This is a genomic window from Pedobacter ginsengisoli (assembly GCF_002736205.1).
In the GTDB taxonomy this organism is placed as follows: Bacteria; Bacteroidota; Bacteroidia; order Sphingobacteriales; family Sphingobacteriaceae; genus Pedobacter; species Pedobacter ginsengisoli_A.
Genome location: NZ_CP024091.1, coordinates 4686961 through 4703173 on the forward strand (window position 1 = coordinate 4686961; position 16213 = coordinate 4703173).

The 16213-nt window shown below is 38.0% G+C and carries 14 protein-coding genes; 7 read left to right on the forward strand and 7 right to left on the reverse strand.

All coding sequences use genetic code 11. The features are described 5' to 3' along the window. Positions 1-47 precede the first annotated feature (47 nt). The 3 genes from pdhA to hisS all read left to right on the forward strand — a co-directional run bounded on the left by pdhA (position 48) and on the right by hisS (position 4230). A complete protein-coding gene (gene pdhA / locus CPT03_RS19630) occupies positions 48-1043 on the forward strand; it encodes a pyruvate dehydrogenase (acetyl-transferring) E1 component subunit alpha (protein WP_099440417.1) in 996 nt (331 codons plus the stop codon). Between the two features lie 29 nt (positions 1044-1072). Further along, positions 1073-2719: a pyruvate dehydrogenase complex dihydrolipoamide acetyltransferase gene (locus tag CPT03_RS19635; protein WP_099440418.1), complete on the forward strand. Its 1647-nt coding sequence runs from the start codon at positions 1073-1075 to the stop codon at positions 2717-2719. Between the two features lie 122 nt (positions 2720-2841). Then, complete coding sequence (gene hisS / locus CPT03_RS19640) at positions 2842-4230, forward strand: histidine--tRNA ligase (protein WP_099440419.1); 1389 nt, start codon at positions 2842-2844, stop codon at positions 4228-4230. Here the strand turns inward: hisS and CPT03_RS19645 are convergent. From CPT03_RS19645 to hutU, 4 genes are all read right to left on the reverse strand, one after another. Next, positions 4227-4700, reverse strand: coding sequence for a nuclear transport factor 2 family protein (locus CPT03_RS19645; protein WP_099440420.1), 474 nt, complete (start codon positions 4698-4700; stop codon positions 4227-4229). The genes hisS and CPT03_RS19645 overlap by 4 nt on opposite strands. Further along, positions 4697-6013, reverse strand: a complete 1317-nt coding sequence (locus CPT03_RS19650; RefSeq protein WP_099440421.1) for an ABC1 kinase family protein — start codon at positions 6011-6013, stop codon at positions 4697-4699. The genes CPT03_RS19645 and CPT03_RS19650 overlap by 4 nt, the downstream gene beginning before the upstream one ends. Before the next feature lie 6 nt (positions 6014-6019). After that, on the reverse strand, positions 6020-6673 hold the full coding sequence (locus tag CPT03_RS19655) for a TetR family transcriptional regulator C-terminal domain-containing protein (RefSeq protein WP_099440422.1): 654 nt from the start codon (positions 6671-6673) through the stop codon (positions 6020-6022). A gap of 112 nt (positions 6674-6785) precedes the next feature. Further along, positions 6786-8438 carry a urocanate hydratase gene (gene hutU / locus CPT03_RS19660; protein WP_099441196.1) on the reverse strand — a complete coding sequence of 551 codons (1653 nt, stop codon included), beginning with the start codon at positions 8436-8438 and terminating at the stop codon, positions 6786-6788. Between the two features lie 72 nt (positions 8439-8510). On the opposite strand from hutU, the gene CPT03_RS19665 reads away from it, so the two are divergent. Together CPT03_RS19665 and CPT03_RS19670 are read left to right on the forward strand one after the other, a co-directional pair. Continuing rightward, positions 8511-8855 (forward strand): hypothetical protein, encoded by a 345-nt coding sequence (locus CPT03_RS19665; protein ID WP_157766503.1) that lies wholly within the window; start codon positions 8511-8513, stop codon positions 8853-8855. 123 nt (positions 8856-8978) lie between these two features. Continuing rightward, complete coding sequence (locus tag CPT03_RS19670) at positions 8979-11300, forward strand: TonB-dependent receptor (protein ID WP_099440424.1); 2322 nt, start codon at positions 8979-8981, stop codon at positions 11298-11300. Between the two features lie 48 nt (positions 11301-11348). Here the strand turns inward: CPT03_RS19670 and hutH are convergent, their stop codons facing one another. Further along, positions 11349-12839 carry a histidine ammonia-lyase gene (gene hutH, locus CPT03_RS19675; RefSeq protein ID WP_099440425.1) on the reverse strand — a complete coding sequence of 497 codons (1491 nt, stop codon included), beginning with the start codon at positions 12837-12839 and terminating at the stop codon, positions 11349-11351. Between the two features lie 88 nt (positions 12840-12927). On the opposite strand from hutH, the gene CPT03_RS19680 reads away from it, so the two are divergent. Continuing rightward, entirely contained in the window at positions 12928-13917 is a 990-nt protein-coding gene (locus CPT03_RS19680) for an alpha/beta fold hydrolase (RefSeq protein ID WP_099440426.1), read from the forward strand. On the opposite strand, the gene CPT03_RS19685 is transcribed toward CPT03_RS19680, so the two are convergent. Together CPT03_RS19685 and CPT03_RS19690 are read right to left on the reverse strand one after the other, a co-directional pair. Next, a complete protein-coding gene (locus tag CPT03_RS19685; RefSeq protein ID WP_099440427.1) occupies positions 13912-14691 on the reverse strand; it encodes a zinc-dependent peptidase in 780 nt (259 codons plus the stop codon). The two genes, CPT03_RS19680 and CPT03_RS19685, sit on opposite strands and share 6 nt — an antisense overlap. A 3-nt stretch (positions 14692-14694) precedes the next feature. After that, on the reverse strand, positions 14695-15708 hold the full coding sequence (locus tag CPT03_RS19690; RefSeq protein WP_099440428.1) for a Gfo/Idh/MocA family oxidoreductase: 1014 nt from the start codon (positions 15706-15708) through the stop codon (positions 14695-14697). A 132-nt stretch (positions 15709-15840) separates the two neighbouring features. Here CPT03_RS19690 and CPT03_RS19695 point away from each other — a divergent pair, with 132 nt between their 5' ends. After that, the gene (locus CPT03_RS19695) at positions 15841-16185 is read left to right on the forward strand and encodes a hypothetical protein (protein WP_048907844.1); all 345 of its coding nucleotides are present in this window, start codon (positions 15841-15843) and stop codon (positions 16183-16185) included. Positions 16186-16213 lie beyond the last annotated feature (28 nt).

Below are 16213 nucleotides of genomic sequence, written 5' to 3' on the forward strand. Positions count from 1 at the left end.
GCAATAAAGAAGTAGATTTGCTCTCGTAAAAAAATCAACACCCCAAAATGAGTGCAGTAGAAATAAATAAAGATACCTATCTGAAGTGGTTTGAGTCGATGTTGCTGATGCGCAAGTTCGAAGAGAAAACCGGTCAACTTTATGGACAACAAAAAATCCGTGGATTTTGTCATTTATATATCGGTCAAGAAGCGGTGGTAGCCGGAGCAATCTCTGCAATGCAGCAAGGTGACTCCATGATTACTACTTACCGTGATCATGCTCATGCACTGGCTTTGGGTGTAAGTGCAGATAGCATTATGGCGGAGATGTATGGTAAAGCAACGGGCTGTTCAAAAGGAAAGGGTGGTTCCATGCACATGTTCAGTAAAGAATTTAATTTTTATGGTGGACATGGTATTGTGGGCGGACAAATTCCATTAGGTGCGGGTATTGCATTTGCTGAAAAATATAAAGGCACAAATAATGTAAATATTTGCTACATGGGTGATGGTGCTGTTCGTCAGGGCGCTTTAAATGAGGCATTTAATATGGCTATGCTTTGGAAACTTCCTGTTGTATTTGTTTGTGAAAATAACTTTTATGCAATGGGTACTTCTGTAGAGCGTACTACAAATATGACTGATATTTATAAAATAGGTTTAGGGTTTGATATGCCTTGTGCTCCTGTTGATGGTATGGATCCGGTTGCAGTTCATAATGCAATGGATGAAGCGATTCAGCGTGCAAGAGCTGGAGAAGGGCCTACTTTCCTGGAAATGAGGACTTATCGTTACCGTGGACATTCTATGTCTGACCCTGCTAAATATCGTACTAAAGATGAATTAGAAGAGTATAAATCAAAAGATCCTATTGAGGCTGTAAGAGAAGTTGTTTTGAAAGAGAAATATGCAGATCAAGCCTGGATTGAGGAAATCGAGAGTAAGATAAAACAGATTGTAGACAATGCTGTAAAGTTTGCAGAAGAATCTCCTTTTCCTGATGCATCAGAATTATATACTGATGTTTATATACAACAGGATTATCCTTACGTTAAAGATTAATTTAGAACGCATTTCAATAGATATATAGAATGGCTGAAATAGTTAGAATGCCCAAGATGAGCGACACCATGACCGAAGGTGTAATGGCTAAATGGCATAAAAAAGTTGGCGATAAAGTTAAAAGCGGCGATGTTATGGCCGAAGTGGAAACCGATAAGGCAACCATGGATTTAGAATCATATTGGGATGGTACCGTATTGTACATAGGTGTAGAAGAAGGTAAGGCTGTTCCTGTTGATGCTATAATTGCTGTAGTTGGTAAAGAAGGCGAAGATTATAAAGCTGCCCTTGATGCTGAAGGAGGTGCTGCACCTGCTAATGTTGAGCCCGCTACTGATAAAAAAGCTGAAACTCCGGTTGAAGAAAAAAAGGAAACATCATCGGCTCCTGCTTTGACTGATGCAGATCTGGAAAAACAAGGAGTTACAGTTGTTCGTATGCCTTTATTGAGTGATACGATGACAGAAGGCGTAATTGCTGAATGGCATAAAAAAGTAGGTGATAAAATTAAGAATGATGATATTCTTGCTGACGTGGAAACCGACAAGGCTACTATGGAAGTTATGGGTTATGCTGAAGGAACTTTATTGCATATTGGAGTTGAAAAAGGACAAGCCGCTAAAGTAAATGGTATTATTGCCATTGTAGGTCCGGAAGGAACTGATATTAGTGGAATACTTAGCCAGGGTGATGCACCAGCAAAACCTGCTGCTGATGGTAAATCTGATGCCCCTGTTGAAGAGAAATCTTCTTCATCAAGCCAGAAAGAAGAAACTCCTGTTGCTTCGGGAAGTACTGATCGCGTAAAGGCATCTCCTCTTGCTAAAAAAATTGCTCAGGAAAAAGGAATTGACCTTAGCCAGGTTGCTGGTAGTGCAGATGGTGGTCGTATCATTAAAAAAGATATTGAAAACTTTAAGCCTGCTGCCAAAGTTGTTGAGGCAGGTGTGCCTGCAGAAAAATCGGCTCCGGTTATTCCTCAATATGTTGGTGAAGAAAGATTTACTGAGAAACCAGTGTCGCAAATGCGTAAGGTGATCGCTAAGCGTTTAGCTGAAAGTTTGTTTACTGCTCCACATTTCTACTTAAATATTAGTATTGATATGGACAATGCTATGGCTGCGCGTACTGCTATCAATTCAGTTGCTCCGGTTAAAGTTTCATTCAATGATATTATAATTAAAGCTGTTGCTGTTGCGTTAAAACAACACCCGGCAGTTAATTCTTCATGGCGAGGAGATAAAATCCGCTTCAATGAGCATACTAATATTGGTGTTGCAATGGCTGTAGAGGATGGTTTATTGGTTCCTGTAGTTCGTTTTGCAGATGGTAAGTCATTATCTCATATATCAGCAGAAGTTAAGGAGTACGGACAGAAAGCGAAAGCTAAGAAACTACAGCCGGCAGATTGGGAAGGTTCTACTTTTACCGTTTCTAATCTGGGTATGTTTGGTATTGATGAATTTACATCAATCATTAATTCTCCTGATGGTGCAATTTTATCTGTAGGTGCAATACAACAAATTCCGGTTGTTAAAAACGGAGCAGTTGTGCCAGGTAATGTAATGAAACTGAGCTTAGGCTGTGATCACCGTGTTGTTGATGGCGCTACAGGTGCTGCCTTCCTGCAAACACTTAAAGGATTGCTGGAAGAGCCAATAAGATTATTGGTATAATCAGAATGCGTACAGAATTCTGAAGTAAATTCAGAACGCTGTACCATATAAAAAACTGAGGTTGCTTGTGTATAATACAGGCAACCTTTTTTATGCTTGTTACTTTTCGTACTTTTGCGCTCATGTCGAACATCAAGCCCTCTTTAGCAAAAGGAACCAGAGATTTTTCTCCACAGGAAATGGTAAAACGTAACTATATTTTTGATACCATTAAAACAGTATTTAAAAAATATGGATACTCAGAGATACAAACTCCATCTATGGAAAATCTCTCGACCTTAACGGGTAAATATGGTGATGAAGGGGATAAGCTAATATTTAAGATATTAAACAGCGGAGACTTTCTTTCTAAGGTAAAACCTGAACTGCTTGCACAGGCGAATTCAAATGCCGTTATATCTTCAATTAGCGAAAAAGCGCTGCGTTATGATCTAACTGTGCCTTTTGCACGTTATGTTGTGATGCATCAGAATGATATTTCACTGCCTTTTAAACGTTTTCAGGTACAGCCGGTATGGCGTGCCGACAGACCACAGAAAGGTCGCTACAGAGAGTTTTATCAATGTGATGTGGATGTTGTAGGGTCAGATAGTTTACTGAACGAGGCTGAGTTTATACTGATCTATCAGGAGGCCCTGAGTGATCTTGGATTAAAGGATTTTACAATAAAAATCAATAATCGTAAAATATTATCTGGAATTGCTGAAGTTGTTGGTAAGCCAGAACTAATAATAGATATGACTGTTGCCATTGATAAACTTGATAAAATAGGATTGGATGGCGTTATTAAAGAGTTATTGGAGCGTGGATTTACCGAAGCAGACATTGACAGACTCAAACCGGTTATTTTACTTGAGGGGACTAACGAACAAAAACTGGATAGTTTAAAAACTGTGCTGTCCGTTTCTGAAACAGGACTTAAAGGTGTTGAAGAAATAGAAACAGTATTTGATTACCTAAGTTCAATGCTTAAAGCTAGCTCATCGATAAATCCTAATGTTGAATTAGATATAACTCTTGCCAGGGGTTTAAATTATTATACAGGTTGCATATTTGAAGTGAAAACCAATGAAGTTGCCATGGGGAGTATTGGTGGAGGAGGAAGATATGACGATTTAACCGGTATGTTCGGCTTGAAAAATTTAACCGGAGTGGGAGTTTCTTTTGGAGCAGATAGGATTTATGACGTATTACAGGAACTGAATCTTTTTCCAGAATCTGCGGCTGCAGGTACAAGGGTTTTGATTAGTAATTTCGATAAGGAGGCAGAAAGATACGCACTGCCAATCTTACAGCAATTAAGAGGTGCAAACATCGCTACTGAACTGTATCCATCTTCAGCTAAGCTTAAAAAGCAAATGAGCTATGCAGATGATAAAAATATTCCTTACGTAATACTTATTGGTAGTGAAGAAATGGGTAATGGTGTGCTAACATTGAAAGATATGAAAAGTGGACAACAAGACAAATTAACCGTTGCAGCTATTATTGATCAGTTAAAATTTAATTAACCTTTGGTGGAAGCCATAAAGGTTTCAAGATTTCGTTTTGCTTTTGTTCTGATTTTGTTTCTTAAAAATCCTGTCCACCCTAATATAAGTCCGGTAAAACCAAGGGCCTGTTTTGCCCATGTGTAGAAATCAAAATGATCAGTATGTTTTGTGATTTTTCCGTTTTCTATTAAAAAGGATGCCTTAATTCGATTAATCACCTTATTTCCTGTGGCAGAAAAAGTATAATAGGCATCCCAGTCAGCATTCCCCCCAAACTCATTTCCGGAAATATTTTTGAATTCTATTCGCATATCCTTACCGCTTTTAATTAGCATAGCCCACATAGAGCGGACCTCGTTTGCATCTAAATTGGTAAATACAGAATCATTAAAGATGGCCTTGTCTGCATAGCAATCTTGCATTGCCTGTACATCTTTATTTTGAAAACTTGTATAAAAGTGATGGATAAGTTCTTCATTTGGAGTCATAGCGATTGCATGTTTACTGTTTTTGGTTTGTAGGTTGTGGTATTTACTATAGCTTTAAGCTCTTGTAAAATGGCATATAATCCAAAGTTTGTACGGTTAACATAAATAAAATGCTTCACCCCTCTGGCTTGTTTAAATTCAGCCATTTTGGATATTTTTTCACCATAGGAGTATAGTTGCGCAAAAAAATCCGGATTATCAAAGTTGAATACCTCGCTAGTATATGGTCTCGCAAATAGCTCAATCATTTCGCGATAGGCTTTATAGTAGAATTCAATCTGCTCTTCATTGTCCTCCTTATGAATCATTTCCAGTTTTCGAAATGCTTCTATGGTTTTGGCTTTATCTTTAATCACATCCGTAGATATGAGTGCGAAAAAGGGGTAATAGAAATCATCCGGCATCTCTTTTATACAGCCAAAATCGATAACTGCGAGGTTTTCTTCAGGCGTAATCAAAAAATTTCCGGGATGAGGATCTGCATGAACTGCTCTCAATTCGTGTTGCTGAAAGTTATAGAAATCCCAAAGAGCCTGACCAATTTTGTTGCGTAACTCCTGTGAAGGTTTTGTCTTTAAAAACTCTTTTAGATGAAGACCATCTATCCAGTCCATTGAGATAATCTTCTTTCCCGATAGTTCTGGATAGTAAGTTGGGAAAACAACATTATTAAGATTCCTACATGCTTCGGAGAACTCAATAGAACGTTTTACCTCAAGTTCATAGTCAGTTTCTTCTAACAAACGTTCTTCAACTTCTTTGATGTAAATGTTCAATTCTTTTTCGCTCATTCCTAATAAGCGGAAAGCAAATGGTTTTACCATTTTAAGGTCAGAAGAGATACTGTCGCCAACACCCGGATATTGAATTTTTACCGCAAGTTTTTTTCCATTTAATTCGGCAGTGTGGACTTGGCCAATTGATGCAGCATTTGTTGAACTGAGATTAAATTTGTCGTAAATTTTTTCAGGCGTTTTTCCAAAGCTTTGGGTAAAAGTCCTTACTATAAGCGGCCCTGATAACGGAGGAGCATTATACTGCGATTGAGTGAATTTATTAATATATGACTTAGGAAGTATGTTTTTATCCATGCTAAGCATTTGGGCAATCTTAAGGGCACTGCCTTTTAGTTCACTAAGTGATTTATAAATGTCTGTAGCATTGTCTTCATTTAATTCATCTTTAGTAAGGTCCGGATTAAAGAGCTTTTTAGAATAATGTTTGATGTAGTTGCCACCAATCTGGAATCCTGTCTTTACAAACTTTGCCGACCTTTGCGCTTTAGTTACTGGGATACTGCTTTGTTCTTTCATCTGCTCTTAAAATCTCATCTTCTCTTTAAAATGCCCATTTCTGGAAAGAAACTTTCCATATTCCAGGAGGTTATCGATGGGTGATCTTTGAAATAAGTCAAAGGTTACATTTATACCTTTTTCTATTGCTTCATCAGTTTTTTCAAACCCGGCACTATCATCATTAACCCAAAATTTTAATATAAAGGCAAATTGCATCCAAAGAGCATCTTTATATCTTTTGCTAAAAAACTTTCTATCTTCCAATTCTCCTGTATCTAAACCTTCGTTTAAAATATCCTCGGCAAAATGTTCAAATATTGGTTTTACGCCTGAAAGGGCAGCAGGAGTGGAGAAACTATCTTTAGCCTGTTTGAGGCTATAAATTATAAAGCTTCTTTGCTTTTTGAGTACCTCAACATAACTATAGAAAAATGCCAGGATCTTATCTCGGGATGAATATTCATTCCATACCTCTTGTTGCTGTAAGGTATCAATAGTTTCTACTATTAAGTCAACCCATATAATCTTTTCTATGCTTTCAAAAGAAGCATAAAACTCATAAAAATCGGACTCAGATATCTTTAATTTTTTAACAAAACTATAAACTGATTTAGGCTTCTCATCGTTCATTAAAACATAATCGATATAGCCATTTCGAATTTGCTGAGCAGTTGCCATTTCCTTTTTATTTATATAACGTATAAGTAGTTAGCATGTTTCAAAAACCTTTTAAAGTTATTGAGTTATTCTATCATCGTTTTGTAATAAAAAATCGAAACAGGTTTAAGCGTTATAGGCCCAGTCTGTGTTTTCTCAAAGTATCTTTAGCAATATCGTATCCTGCATCCGCATGTCTTATAACGCCCATTGCTGGATCATTATGCAACACACGTTTAATTCTTGTTTCAGCATCTGCAGTGCCATCAGCAACTATTACCATTCCCGCATGGATGGAATATCCAATTCCAACTCCGCCACCGTGGTGAAGTGAAACCCAGCTAGCTCCACCGGCTGTATTAATTAGGGCATTAAGAATTGGCCAATCTGCAACCGCATCAGAACCATCCATCATTCCCTCAGTTTCGCGGTTTGGCGAAGCAACAGAGCCGGTATCTAAATGATCTCTACCTATTACAATTGGCGCTTTTACTTTTCCTTCCGCCACTAATTTATTAAATGCCACGCCTGCTTTTTCCCGCTCTCCTTGTCCAAGCCAGCAAATTCTTGCCGGTAAACCCTGAAACGCGATGCGTTCCTGCGCCATAGTGATCCATTGTTTTAAGCTTTCATTTTCAGGAAATAACTCAAGAATTACTTTGTCTGTTTCATAAATATCCTGAGGATCTCCGCTTAGGGCTGCCCATCTAAAAGGCCCCTTACCTTCACAAAAAAGCGGACGAATATAAGCCGGAACAAAACCAGGGAAGTCAAATGCATTTTTAACACCAACCTCCAGTGCGCGTCCACGCAGATTGTTGCCGTAATCAAAGGTAATTGCGCCTCTCTTCTGCAATTCCAACATTTGTTGTACATGCCTGGCCATTGTGGCATAAGAGCGTTCTACATACTTTTCAGGATCTGCACTACGCAAAGCATTGGCTTCTGAAACACTTAATCCTTCAGGAAAATATCCAATCAAAGGATCATGAGCAGAGGTCTGATCGGTCAAAGTATCAGGTGTAATATTTCTATCAATTAATCGCTGTAATAGCTCTACTGCATTACAAACCACACCAATTGATATTGCTTTGCCTTCTTGTTTATATTGTAATGCTCGGTCAATTGCAGTATCTATATTATGTTCAATCTCATCGATGTATCTTGTTTCTAATCTTTTCTGAATGCGCCATTCTTCAACCTCAGCTGCCAAGCATACCCCATTATTCATTGTTATTGCAAGTGGCTGCGCGCCTCCCATACCCCCAAGGCCTGCAGTAACATTTAAAGTGTTTTTTAAATTACCATTAAAATGTTTTTTAGCCAATGACGAATAGGTTTCATAAGTGCCTTGTACTATGCCCTGCGAGCCGATGTAGATCCATGACCCTGCTGTCATTTGCCCATACATCATCAAGCCCTTATCTTCAAGTTCGTCAAAGTGTTGCTGGGTAGCCCATTTGGGAACAAGCTGAGAGTTGGATATCAATACCCTTGGAGCGTCTTTATGTGTTGGTAATACCCCTATAGGTTTGCCCGATTGTATCAGGAGTGTCTCATTGTCATCCAGGTTTTGTAAAGCTTTAATAATTAAAGCAAGGGCTTCTTTATTTCTGGCAGCTTTACCGCGGCCACCATAAACTATAAGCTCTTCAGGACGTTCACCAACTTCCGGATCAAGGTTGTTCAATAACATTCGTAATGCGGCTTCCTGTATCCATCCTTTGCAGCTTAATGTAGTGCCGGTTGGTGTGTTTTTTTTACTGAGATCAAGATTTAAATTCATAATAGCAGTCATATAAAGGCAATGTTACCAGACAAATGTATATAATTCTATAGAATTGACTAAGTTTGGTTTTTGAAATTGAAAGAAAGGGTTTTACATATCAATAAAGCTATCTCGATCGTTTTGCTAATGGTCTTTTCCATTGCACTTACGCCATTTAGCATTCTTCATAATCATCATGAAGAGGAAACCCAGTGTGCAAAAAACGGAGAGACCTGTAAGCACGAATTTCATGTTCGCAAACACGCCGAAACATGTTTAATATGTGCGGCTCATTTCGAAAAAGATTACATCAAAACTCATTCTCATTACGCTTTATATCAGGTTAGCAAACCCGGCATAAAGCCCATAGACCCAGTCAGCAATTCTTATGCTGACCTGATCAGTTTAGGATTAAGGGGCCCGCCAATAGCTTAATGTTTCTTTAATTTATTATTCATGACACTACATTGATTTTATGTGGTGCCTTATGATATTATACACTCATTTGAAACCGGCCTGAGCATTCGGGTAGGTTATGTAATCTTATAATTATTATTTATGAAAAAGATACAATTTTTATTAGTTGTACTACTATATGCGTTTTTCTCTGCAACAGGTTTTGCTACTGAATTAATAGAATTGAAAGGTAAAGTTGTTGATGCCGAAACGCAGCAGCCTTTACCGGGAGCTTCAATTGTAATCCCGGATCTTAGGGTTTCTGTTATGACAAATGATGCGGGTGAATTTACCCTTAAAAATGTACCTGCCCGCGGGAGCTTCCTTGTGCAGGTTAGATACATTGGATATCAAACAATAACCAAAACTGTTGATTTTAAAACTGTAGGATCAATGGAATTCAGCCTAAAGTCAAGCGTAATCGAGGGACGGGAAGTGGTTATCACTGGATCGGCGAATAGTTCCGATAATAAGAAAAACAGTACTTCTATAGCAACGGTAAGCAAGGCAGATCTGCTGTATCGCCCGTCAACTAATCTGATCGATGCTATATCCCGTACCCCGGGAGTATCTCAAATCACAACCGGGGCTGGAATATCAAAACCGGTTATCCGTGGTTTAAGTTATAATAGAGTAGTTACCCTTAATAATGGGGTTAAGCAACAAGGACAGCAGTGGGGAGATGAGCATGGAATTGAAATTGATCAATACAGTGCAGATAGGGTCGAAGTGTTAAAAGGCCCTGCAAGTTTAATGTATGGATCTGACGCCTTAGGTGGGGTTATTAATATACTTGATGCCTTACCAGCTCCAGAAGGGACTCTAAAAGGAGAGCTCTTAACGAATTATGCAACAAACAATGGTCTAACCGGTAGTTCATTAATGCTTCAGGGTAACGAAAATGGGTTTGTTTATAGGGCCAGGGGCTCTTATAAAAATGCCTATTCTTATCAGACACCTACAGAGTATGTACCCAATTCAGGGTTTAATGAATCTAACTTTGAAGGTCAGATTGGATTAAATAAAAGGTGGGGTTATGCACATTTAGATGCATCCAGCTTCCGTACTAATATTGGGTTTTATGAGCCTGCCAGAAATGAAGATGGGCAGCTTGTGGATGAAGATGGAGCTGTTTTTACAGATAAGCAGAATAAAGACCGAACATTGGCATTCCCAAAACAAGATGTCCGCCATTATAAGGTTGCTTTAAACAGTAATATCTTATTAGGCGAAGGAAGCTTAAAAGCAACCCTTGGCTATCAGCACAATTTACGCAGAGAGCTTGAAGCGGCAGGTGAAGACCCGGCTTTATTTTTAAATAGTCATACCTATAGCTATGATTTAAAATATTCTTTTAATGAAGTGAATGGCTGGGCTCCTGTAGTTGGTGTTTCAGGTGAGTTCATCCATAGTTTGAATACGGAGGGAGAAGAGCAATTAATTCCGGATTTTGACAGTCAGGCATTTGGTGGCTTTGCTTTCGTTAAGAAAACATGGGACAAAAATACTTTTAACATTGGTGCCAGGTTTGATTATAGAAAAATGACCGGTAAAGATTTCCATACCGATGATGTAGATTTCAATGCATTTAGTAATAAATTTTCACACATAACCGGTGCCCTGGGTTATACACATGAATTTAATGATGCACTTAGCTTTAAGGCTAATGCCGGAAGTGCGTTCAGAGCACCAAATATTGCAGAATTATCATCTAATGGTGTACATGAGGGGGTATTCCGTTATGAAGTAGGTAATTCAAATCTTAAGCCTGAGCAGAGTTATCAGTTTGATGCATCCTTTGATTATGAGAACAAATATCTAAGCGCCAGTTTAGGTGGTTTTGCAAATTACATCAACGATTATATCTATTATAGCACCAGCGGGGAGACCAAAGAAGTTGATGGCAGAGACTTTCCTGTTTACAACTTTGTTCAGGATAATGCATTTTTGAGAGGCATAGAAGCTTCCTTGACTTTACATCCGGTAAGTTTTATTCACTTAGAGAACGGATTTTCTTTTACAAGAGCTACCAATCGTACAACGAAAGAATCTCTACCCTTTATTCCGGCGGCAACTTTACGCAATGAATTGCGCTTTGAGCCAAAAATTAACGGGACTGAACATTCTTATCTTTCTGTTGGTATTGATAATTTCTTTAAGCAAAGTAAAATCGACAGTTTTGAGCAACCCTCATCTGGCTATACGCTTCTAAATGCAGCAATTGGAACAACCGTTAAGCTGAGTAAAAATCAAGATATTACGATTTATGTTGCCGGCAAAAACTTATTAGATAAAGCTTATTATGACCATCTAAGTCGGTTTAAGCCTGGTAGGTTAAGTGATGAAGATCCTGCTCTTGGTATTTATAATCAGGGCCGTAACGTCACATTTGGAGTGAATATTCCGTTTACTTTAAAAAAGTAACCCAATAAATAAAATAAAGGAGCAATATCAATTTGCTCCTTTATTTTATTATAAATCCTTGTAGGCATTTAAAAATGCTATGGATTTTTGTATTTCTATAGAGAGTACCCTGTCGTTTTCATGTGCCGGAATTTTTTGTCTGAAGGCAAAAATTAACTTTTCAAGTTCAGGTGAGGTTTTAAGGGGTCTTCTAAATTCCAGAGCTTGTGCTGCGGTTAGCAGTTCAATCGCAAGAATTCTTTCTAAATTATTTACTACCCTCAAGCATTTAGTTGCCGCGTTGGCGCCCATGCTTACATGATCTTCCTGTCCGTTACTTGAAACAATATTATCAACAGATGCTGGCGTACATAGTTGTTTATTTTCGCTGGCAATAGATGCAGCAGTGTATTGGGTTATCATCAGGCCTGAATTTAACCCTGCGTTTTTCACTAAAAAAGGAGGCAAACCTCTTTGTCCAGAAATCAACTGAAATGTTCTTCTTTCAGATATAGATCCAAATTCCGCCAAGGCAAGACACATAAAGTCCAGATTTAATGCCAAAGGCTGCCCATGGAAATTACCTGCAGAGATGATTCTATCCTCATCCGGAAAAACGTTCGGATTGTCTGTAACAGAATTTACCTCAGTTTCAAAAACCGATTGGATATAATTGATACTGTCTTTACTTGCACCATGAACCTGTGGTACGCATCTAAATGAATAAGGATCCTGGGTTTGTTTGCCTTCTTGTTTAATCAACTCGCTCCCTTTTAGCCAATTGTTAATAACTGCTGCAGTTTGGAGCTGGCCTGCATGTGGCCTTATTACATGGCTAAGGTCATCAAATGGATCTATTCTGCAGTCAAAACTATCAATAGAGATTGCCGCTATAGCATCCGCCCATTTAGCGAGATGCTGAGCTTTAGAAATACAGTAAATCCCATAAGCACTCATAAATTGAGTGCCATTTATTAGCGCTAATCCTTCTTTAGACTGTAAAACAAGCGACTTCCACCCTAAAGCAGAATATAGGTCAATCGTAGCTATCTTTTCACCTTTGTAGATTACACTGCCCTCGCCAATTAGCGGCAAAGCAAGGTGGGCGAGAGGAGCTAAGTCTCCGGAAGCACCTAAAGAGCCCTGGGTGTAAATGACAGGAAGAATGTCGTTGTTATAAAAAGCTATGAGCCTTTGAACTGTTGTTAATGCTATTGCAGAATGTCCATAACTAAGCGATTGTATTTTTAACAAAAGCATTAGCCTCACAATTTCTGAAGGAACCTCTTCGCCGGTGCCACATGCATGAGACAGTAGCAGGTTGTGTTGTAATTGTGACAGCATTTCGGCCTCGATCTTTACATTTTGTAAGTATCCAAAACCAGTATTTATTCCATATATAGGGGCATCATTATCATTTAACTTATCGTTCAGATACTTTCTGCACTTTTCAATTCTCTCGATAGCATTTTCAGATAGTTCAATGGAATGCTTTTCAGCAATGATTTTTGTAATCTGGGGAAGGCTTAACCTTTCCTCACCTAAATAATGAATGCTCATTCTTTGTTTATATTTTAGCAAAATTATAAATAATGCTTAAGTTTAGAACTTTCACTACCTTATTATTGTTTCAATTTAAAACTTACCTATGTTAAAAACAATATCCCTGTCCTTCGTTCTTTTATTATGTTCAGTAGCTTCGTTATTTGCTCAAAAAGCTGATACAATTTCTATTAATCTGGAAAATGTAAAGTACCCTTATCCCATAAAATATTTTGCTGTCAATACAGAAGGTCAGGATCTTCGTATGGCTTATATGGATATCCCGCCAACCCAGCTTACAAATGGCAGAACCGTAGTGTTGTTCCATGGGAAAAACTTTGGTGGCTATTACTGGACAAATGTTATAAAAGCATTAACCAGCCGGGGATTTAGGGTTATCGTACCAGATCAGATTGGATTTGGCAAATCATCAAAAGCATTTATTCATTATAGTTTTCATCAAATGGCTAAATGGAATAAGGAACTGTTAGATGGTTTGGGGATAGCAAAAGCAAGTATTCTTGGTCACTCCATGGGGGGGATGCTGGCAACCAGATTTGCATTAATGTATCCCGAAAAAACTGAAAAATTATTACTTGAAAATCCTATTGGATTAGAAGACTATCGTCGTTTCATACCTTATCTAAGTACAGAAGATCAATATAAAAAGGAACTCACATCTACTGCAGAAAGCATAAGGAAATACTATCAGGGCTCTTACTTTACACTTTGGAAAGCAGAATACGAAGAGCTTGTGAGGATTGCCGGAGGGGTAACCTATAGCGGTGATTTTCCGCGTTGGGCAAAGGTTGCCGCCATGACATATACTATGATTTATGAGCAACCGATAGTTTATGAATTCTACAATATTAAAGTGCCAACAGTATTATTTATTGGCAAGGAAGATAAAACAGTAGTCGGAAAAGGATTGCTTAGTCCTGATCAGCAGGCTTTATATGGGCAATACAAGCTTCTAGGGAAACAGACTGCCGCTAAAATACCTGGTGCAAAAATAGTTGAGTTCGAAGCTTGCGGTCACATCCCGCATATAGAAATACCAACAGAATTTAATGTTGCGTTATTAGGTAGCCTATAATGTTTTCTTTGCCGGATCTTGTAGGAATATTTTAGATAAGATTTCATATAGTTCAGGATGCTTTGCATTAAACTGTTCTGGTTTTTCGAAGAAATATTCTGAAACTACCGCAAAAAATTCTGCCTCATTGGTAATGGCATAGGGGCTAATGTCCGATTTGCCCTTTTCAATACGCTGTATCTCCTCGTGGATCATTTTAACCCACGGAAGGGTATACTCATGTCTCATTAAGTTTTCCGGAACCCCATCAGTTGCGCCATCAGATTTATCCAACAAGTGAACAAACTCATGAATTGCGGTATTCTCTTTGTCTGCACTATTTGAAAAACCTTGCAGAAGGGCAGACCTCGATAAGATCATCTGCCCATTCATAAAACCGTTACCTACCATACCCATAACCCTTCTTTCTCCACCTTCATATTGAAATTCAGTATTAAAGGTGTCAGGATATAAAATCACACTGCTCAGATTATTGTACCTCCAATTCTCAAAGCCAAAGACGGGAATAATTGCGCTCGACGCAATCAGAAGCTTATCTAAAACGGTAATTTCAGTGCCAACACCTTCAATTCGGATATAGCTTAAAAACTCAGAAATCTTCTGTTCAAATCTAGGTTTATCATCAACTTCCAGTTGCTGGTAATAGCTCACGGTTTTAAATAGCAACTGCTTATCCCCTTCGCTTAAGCTTACATAATTATGGCGGCTATCTTTTCTAAGAACAAAATAAACTACCAGAAGTAATATTGGGATAAGAATAAATAAACCGTCCATTTATTATGCTTCCAGAATTTCAAGTTGAGTAATCACCTGATCCTGAGTAACCGGATAAGGAACATCATTAACAATACTCTGGTAAACAGCCTCAAATAATGGCAGGTAGCTTCCTCTTAAAGAAGGTACGGCATATACTGTTTTATTGCCTTGTTCATCAATTAATGTCAATTTTCCCTCTTTTCCTGCAGGTTCAATTCCATAGGCACTATCAGAAAGCTTCATCCCTTTTAATAGTTGCTCTTCCTGTATATCAGTTCTTTCTTTATGTAAAGAACCTTTTTCACCATGTAAAACAAAGGCGGGTAGCGCATCTACCAATAGTAAATTAGAATGCACAAAAACATTAACACTATTTGGGTAACCTAAATGGATAGAAAAGTAGTCATCAACTTTAGTATCCTTACGGTTTTTACCTAGAATTTTGTGGAATGTTTCAGGTTTTCCGAAAATACTAATTGCCTGGTCTAATAAATGAGGTCCCAGATCATACATTAATCCACTTGCAGCAATTGGCTCCTCCTTAAAAGTTTTAGGTCCAATAGCTAATCTATACCTGTCGTATCTAAAGTGAACTTCGTTCAGCTTTCCAAGCTTGCCGCTTTCTATAACTTCACGTACAGCAGTATAATCGCTATCCCATCTTCTGTTTTGGTAAAAGAATATTTTTTTACCAACGCGATCAGCTAAGTCAAAAAGTTCTTTTGCTTCAGCTGATGTTGCTGTAAATGGTTTTTCAACCAGAATATGCTTACCTGCGCTTAGTGATTTGGTGGCATAATCAAAATGAGTATAGTTAGGTGTATTTATAATGATAAGTTCAATAGCCTCATCCGCTATTAAATCGTCTATAGTATTATAACTTATTATACTTGGGTAATCATTTGCGGCTTGTTTTTTATTACGTTCAGTTACAGCATGTAATTTAAAACCTGGGTGTCCATTAACAAAAGGCGCATGAAATACCTTGCCAGACATTCCGTAGGCCATTATGCCCGTTATAATTTTTCTTTCCATTTTAATATAAATTTCCTTTTAATTCTTTTAAACTACTATAACCTCTGTTATATTGGCTAAAATAAGAAATCACTTTACTAAACGCTTAATATTATTGTAATAAAGCTTCATGTCTAATTGTATCTTTGTAATATGAAACCTGCAGAAATACATGCAAAATGGAAAATTTTGCAACAAAAAATAGCACAGGAATTTGATTCTGATGTACCTGATCTAAAAGTTATACTGTTTTTGATTGGTGTTCAGGAGTTAGGAAAAGGTCCAGGAAAATATAGTAAACGTCAAAAAGAGGAGCTAATGCATATTGCTACCTGTCGTTTATTAAGTGAAATGGGATTCTACGAGTTAGAAGGATTGGACCAGGACGGATGGCCTCATTGGAAACTTGTAAAGCCGGTTCCTTCGTTTGCAATGATGGAGCAGGAGTTACTTCTTAAATCCCTTGCTATACATTATTTTGAAGATATCTACCAATAGGAAAAATATCATAAAAAGTAAAAAACCC

Excerpts from the sequence above, each read along its gene's own strand:
- CPT03_RS19695 (WP_048907844.1), top strand. The coding sequence starts at position 15,841 with ATGAAACCTGCAGAAATACATGCAAAATGGAAAATTTTGCAACAAAAA.
- hisS (WP_099440419.1), top strand. The coding sequence starts at position 2,842 with ATGTCGAACATCAAGCCCTCTTTAGCAAAAGGAACCAGAGATTTTTCT.
- hutH (WP_099440425.1), bottom strand. The coding sequence starts at position 12,839 with ATGAGCATTCATTATTTAGGTGAGGAAAGGTTAAGCCTTCCCCAGATT.
- hutU (WP_099441196.1), bottom strand. The coding sequence starts at position 8,438 with ATGAATTTAAATCTTGATCTCAGTAAAAAAAACACACCAACCGGCACT.
- CPT03_RS19645 (WP_099440420.1), bottom strand. The coding sequence starts at position 4,700 with ATGACTCCAAATGAAGAACTTATCCATCACTTTTATACAAGTTTTCAA.
- pdhA (WP_099440417.1), top strand. The coding sequence starts at position 48 with ATGAGTGCAGTAGAAATAAATAAAGATACCTATCTGAAGTGGTTTGAG.
- CPT03_RS19650 (WP_099440421.1), bottom strand. The coding sequence starts at position 6,013 with ATGAAAGAACAAAGCAGTATCCCAGTAACTAAAGCGCAAAGGTCGGCA.
- CPT03_RS19635 (WP_099440418.1), top strand. The coding sequence starts at position 1,073 with ATGGCTGAAATAGTTAGAATGCCCAAGATGAGCGACACCATGACCGAA.
- CPT03_RS19680 (WP_099440426.1), top strand. The coding sequence starts at position 12,928 with ATGTTAAAAACAATATCCCTGTCCTTCGTTCTTTTATTATGTTCAGTA.
- CPT03_RS19690 (WP_099440428.1), bottom strand. The coding sequence starts at position 15,708 with ATGGAAAGAAAAATTATAACGGGCATAATGGCCTACGGAATGTCTGGC.
- CPT03_RS19670 (WP_099440424.1), top strand. The coding sequence starts at position 8,979 with ATGAAAAAGATACAATTTTTATTAGTTGTACTACTATATGCGTTTTTC.
- CPT03_RS19685 (WP_099440427.1), bottom strand. The coding sequence starts at position 14,691 with ATGGACGGTTTATTTATTCTTATCCCAATATTACTTCTGGTAGTTTAT.
- CPT03_RS19655 (WP_099440422.1), bottom strand. The coding sequence starts at position 6,673 with ATGGCAACTGCTCAGCAAATTCGAAATGGCTATATCGATTATGTTTTA.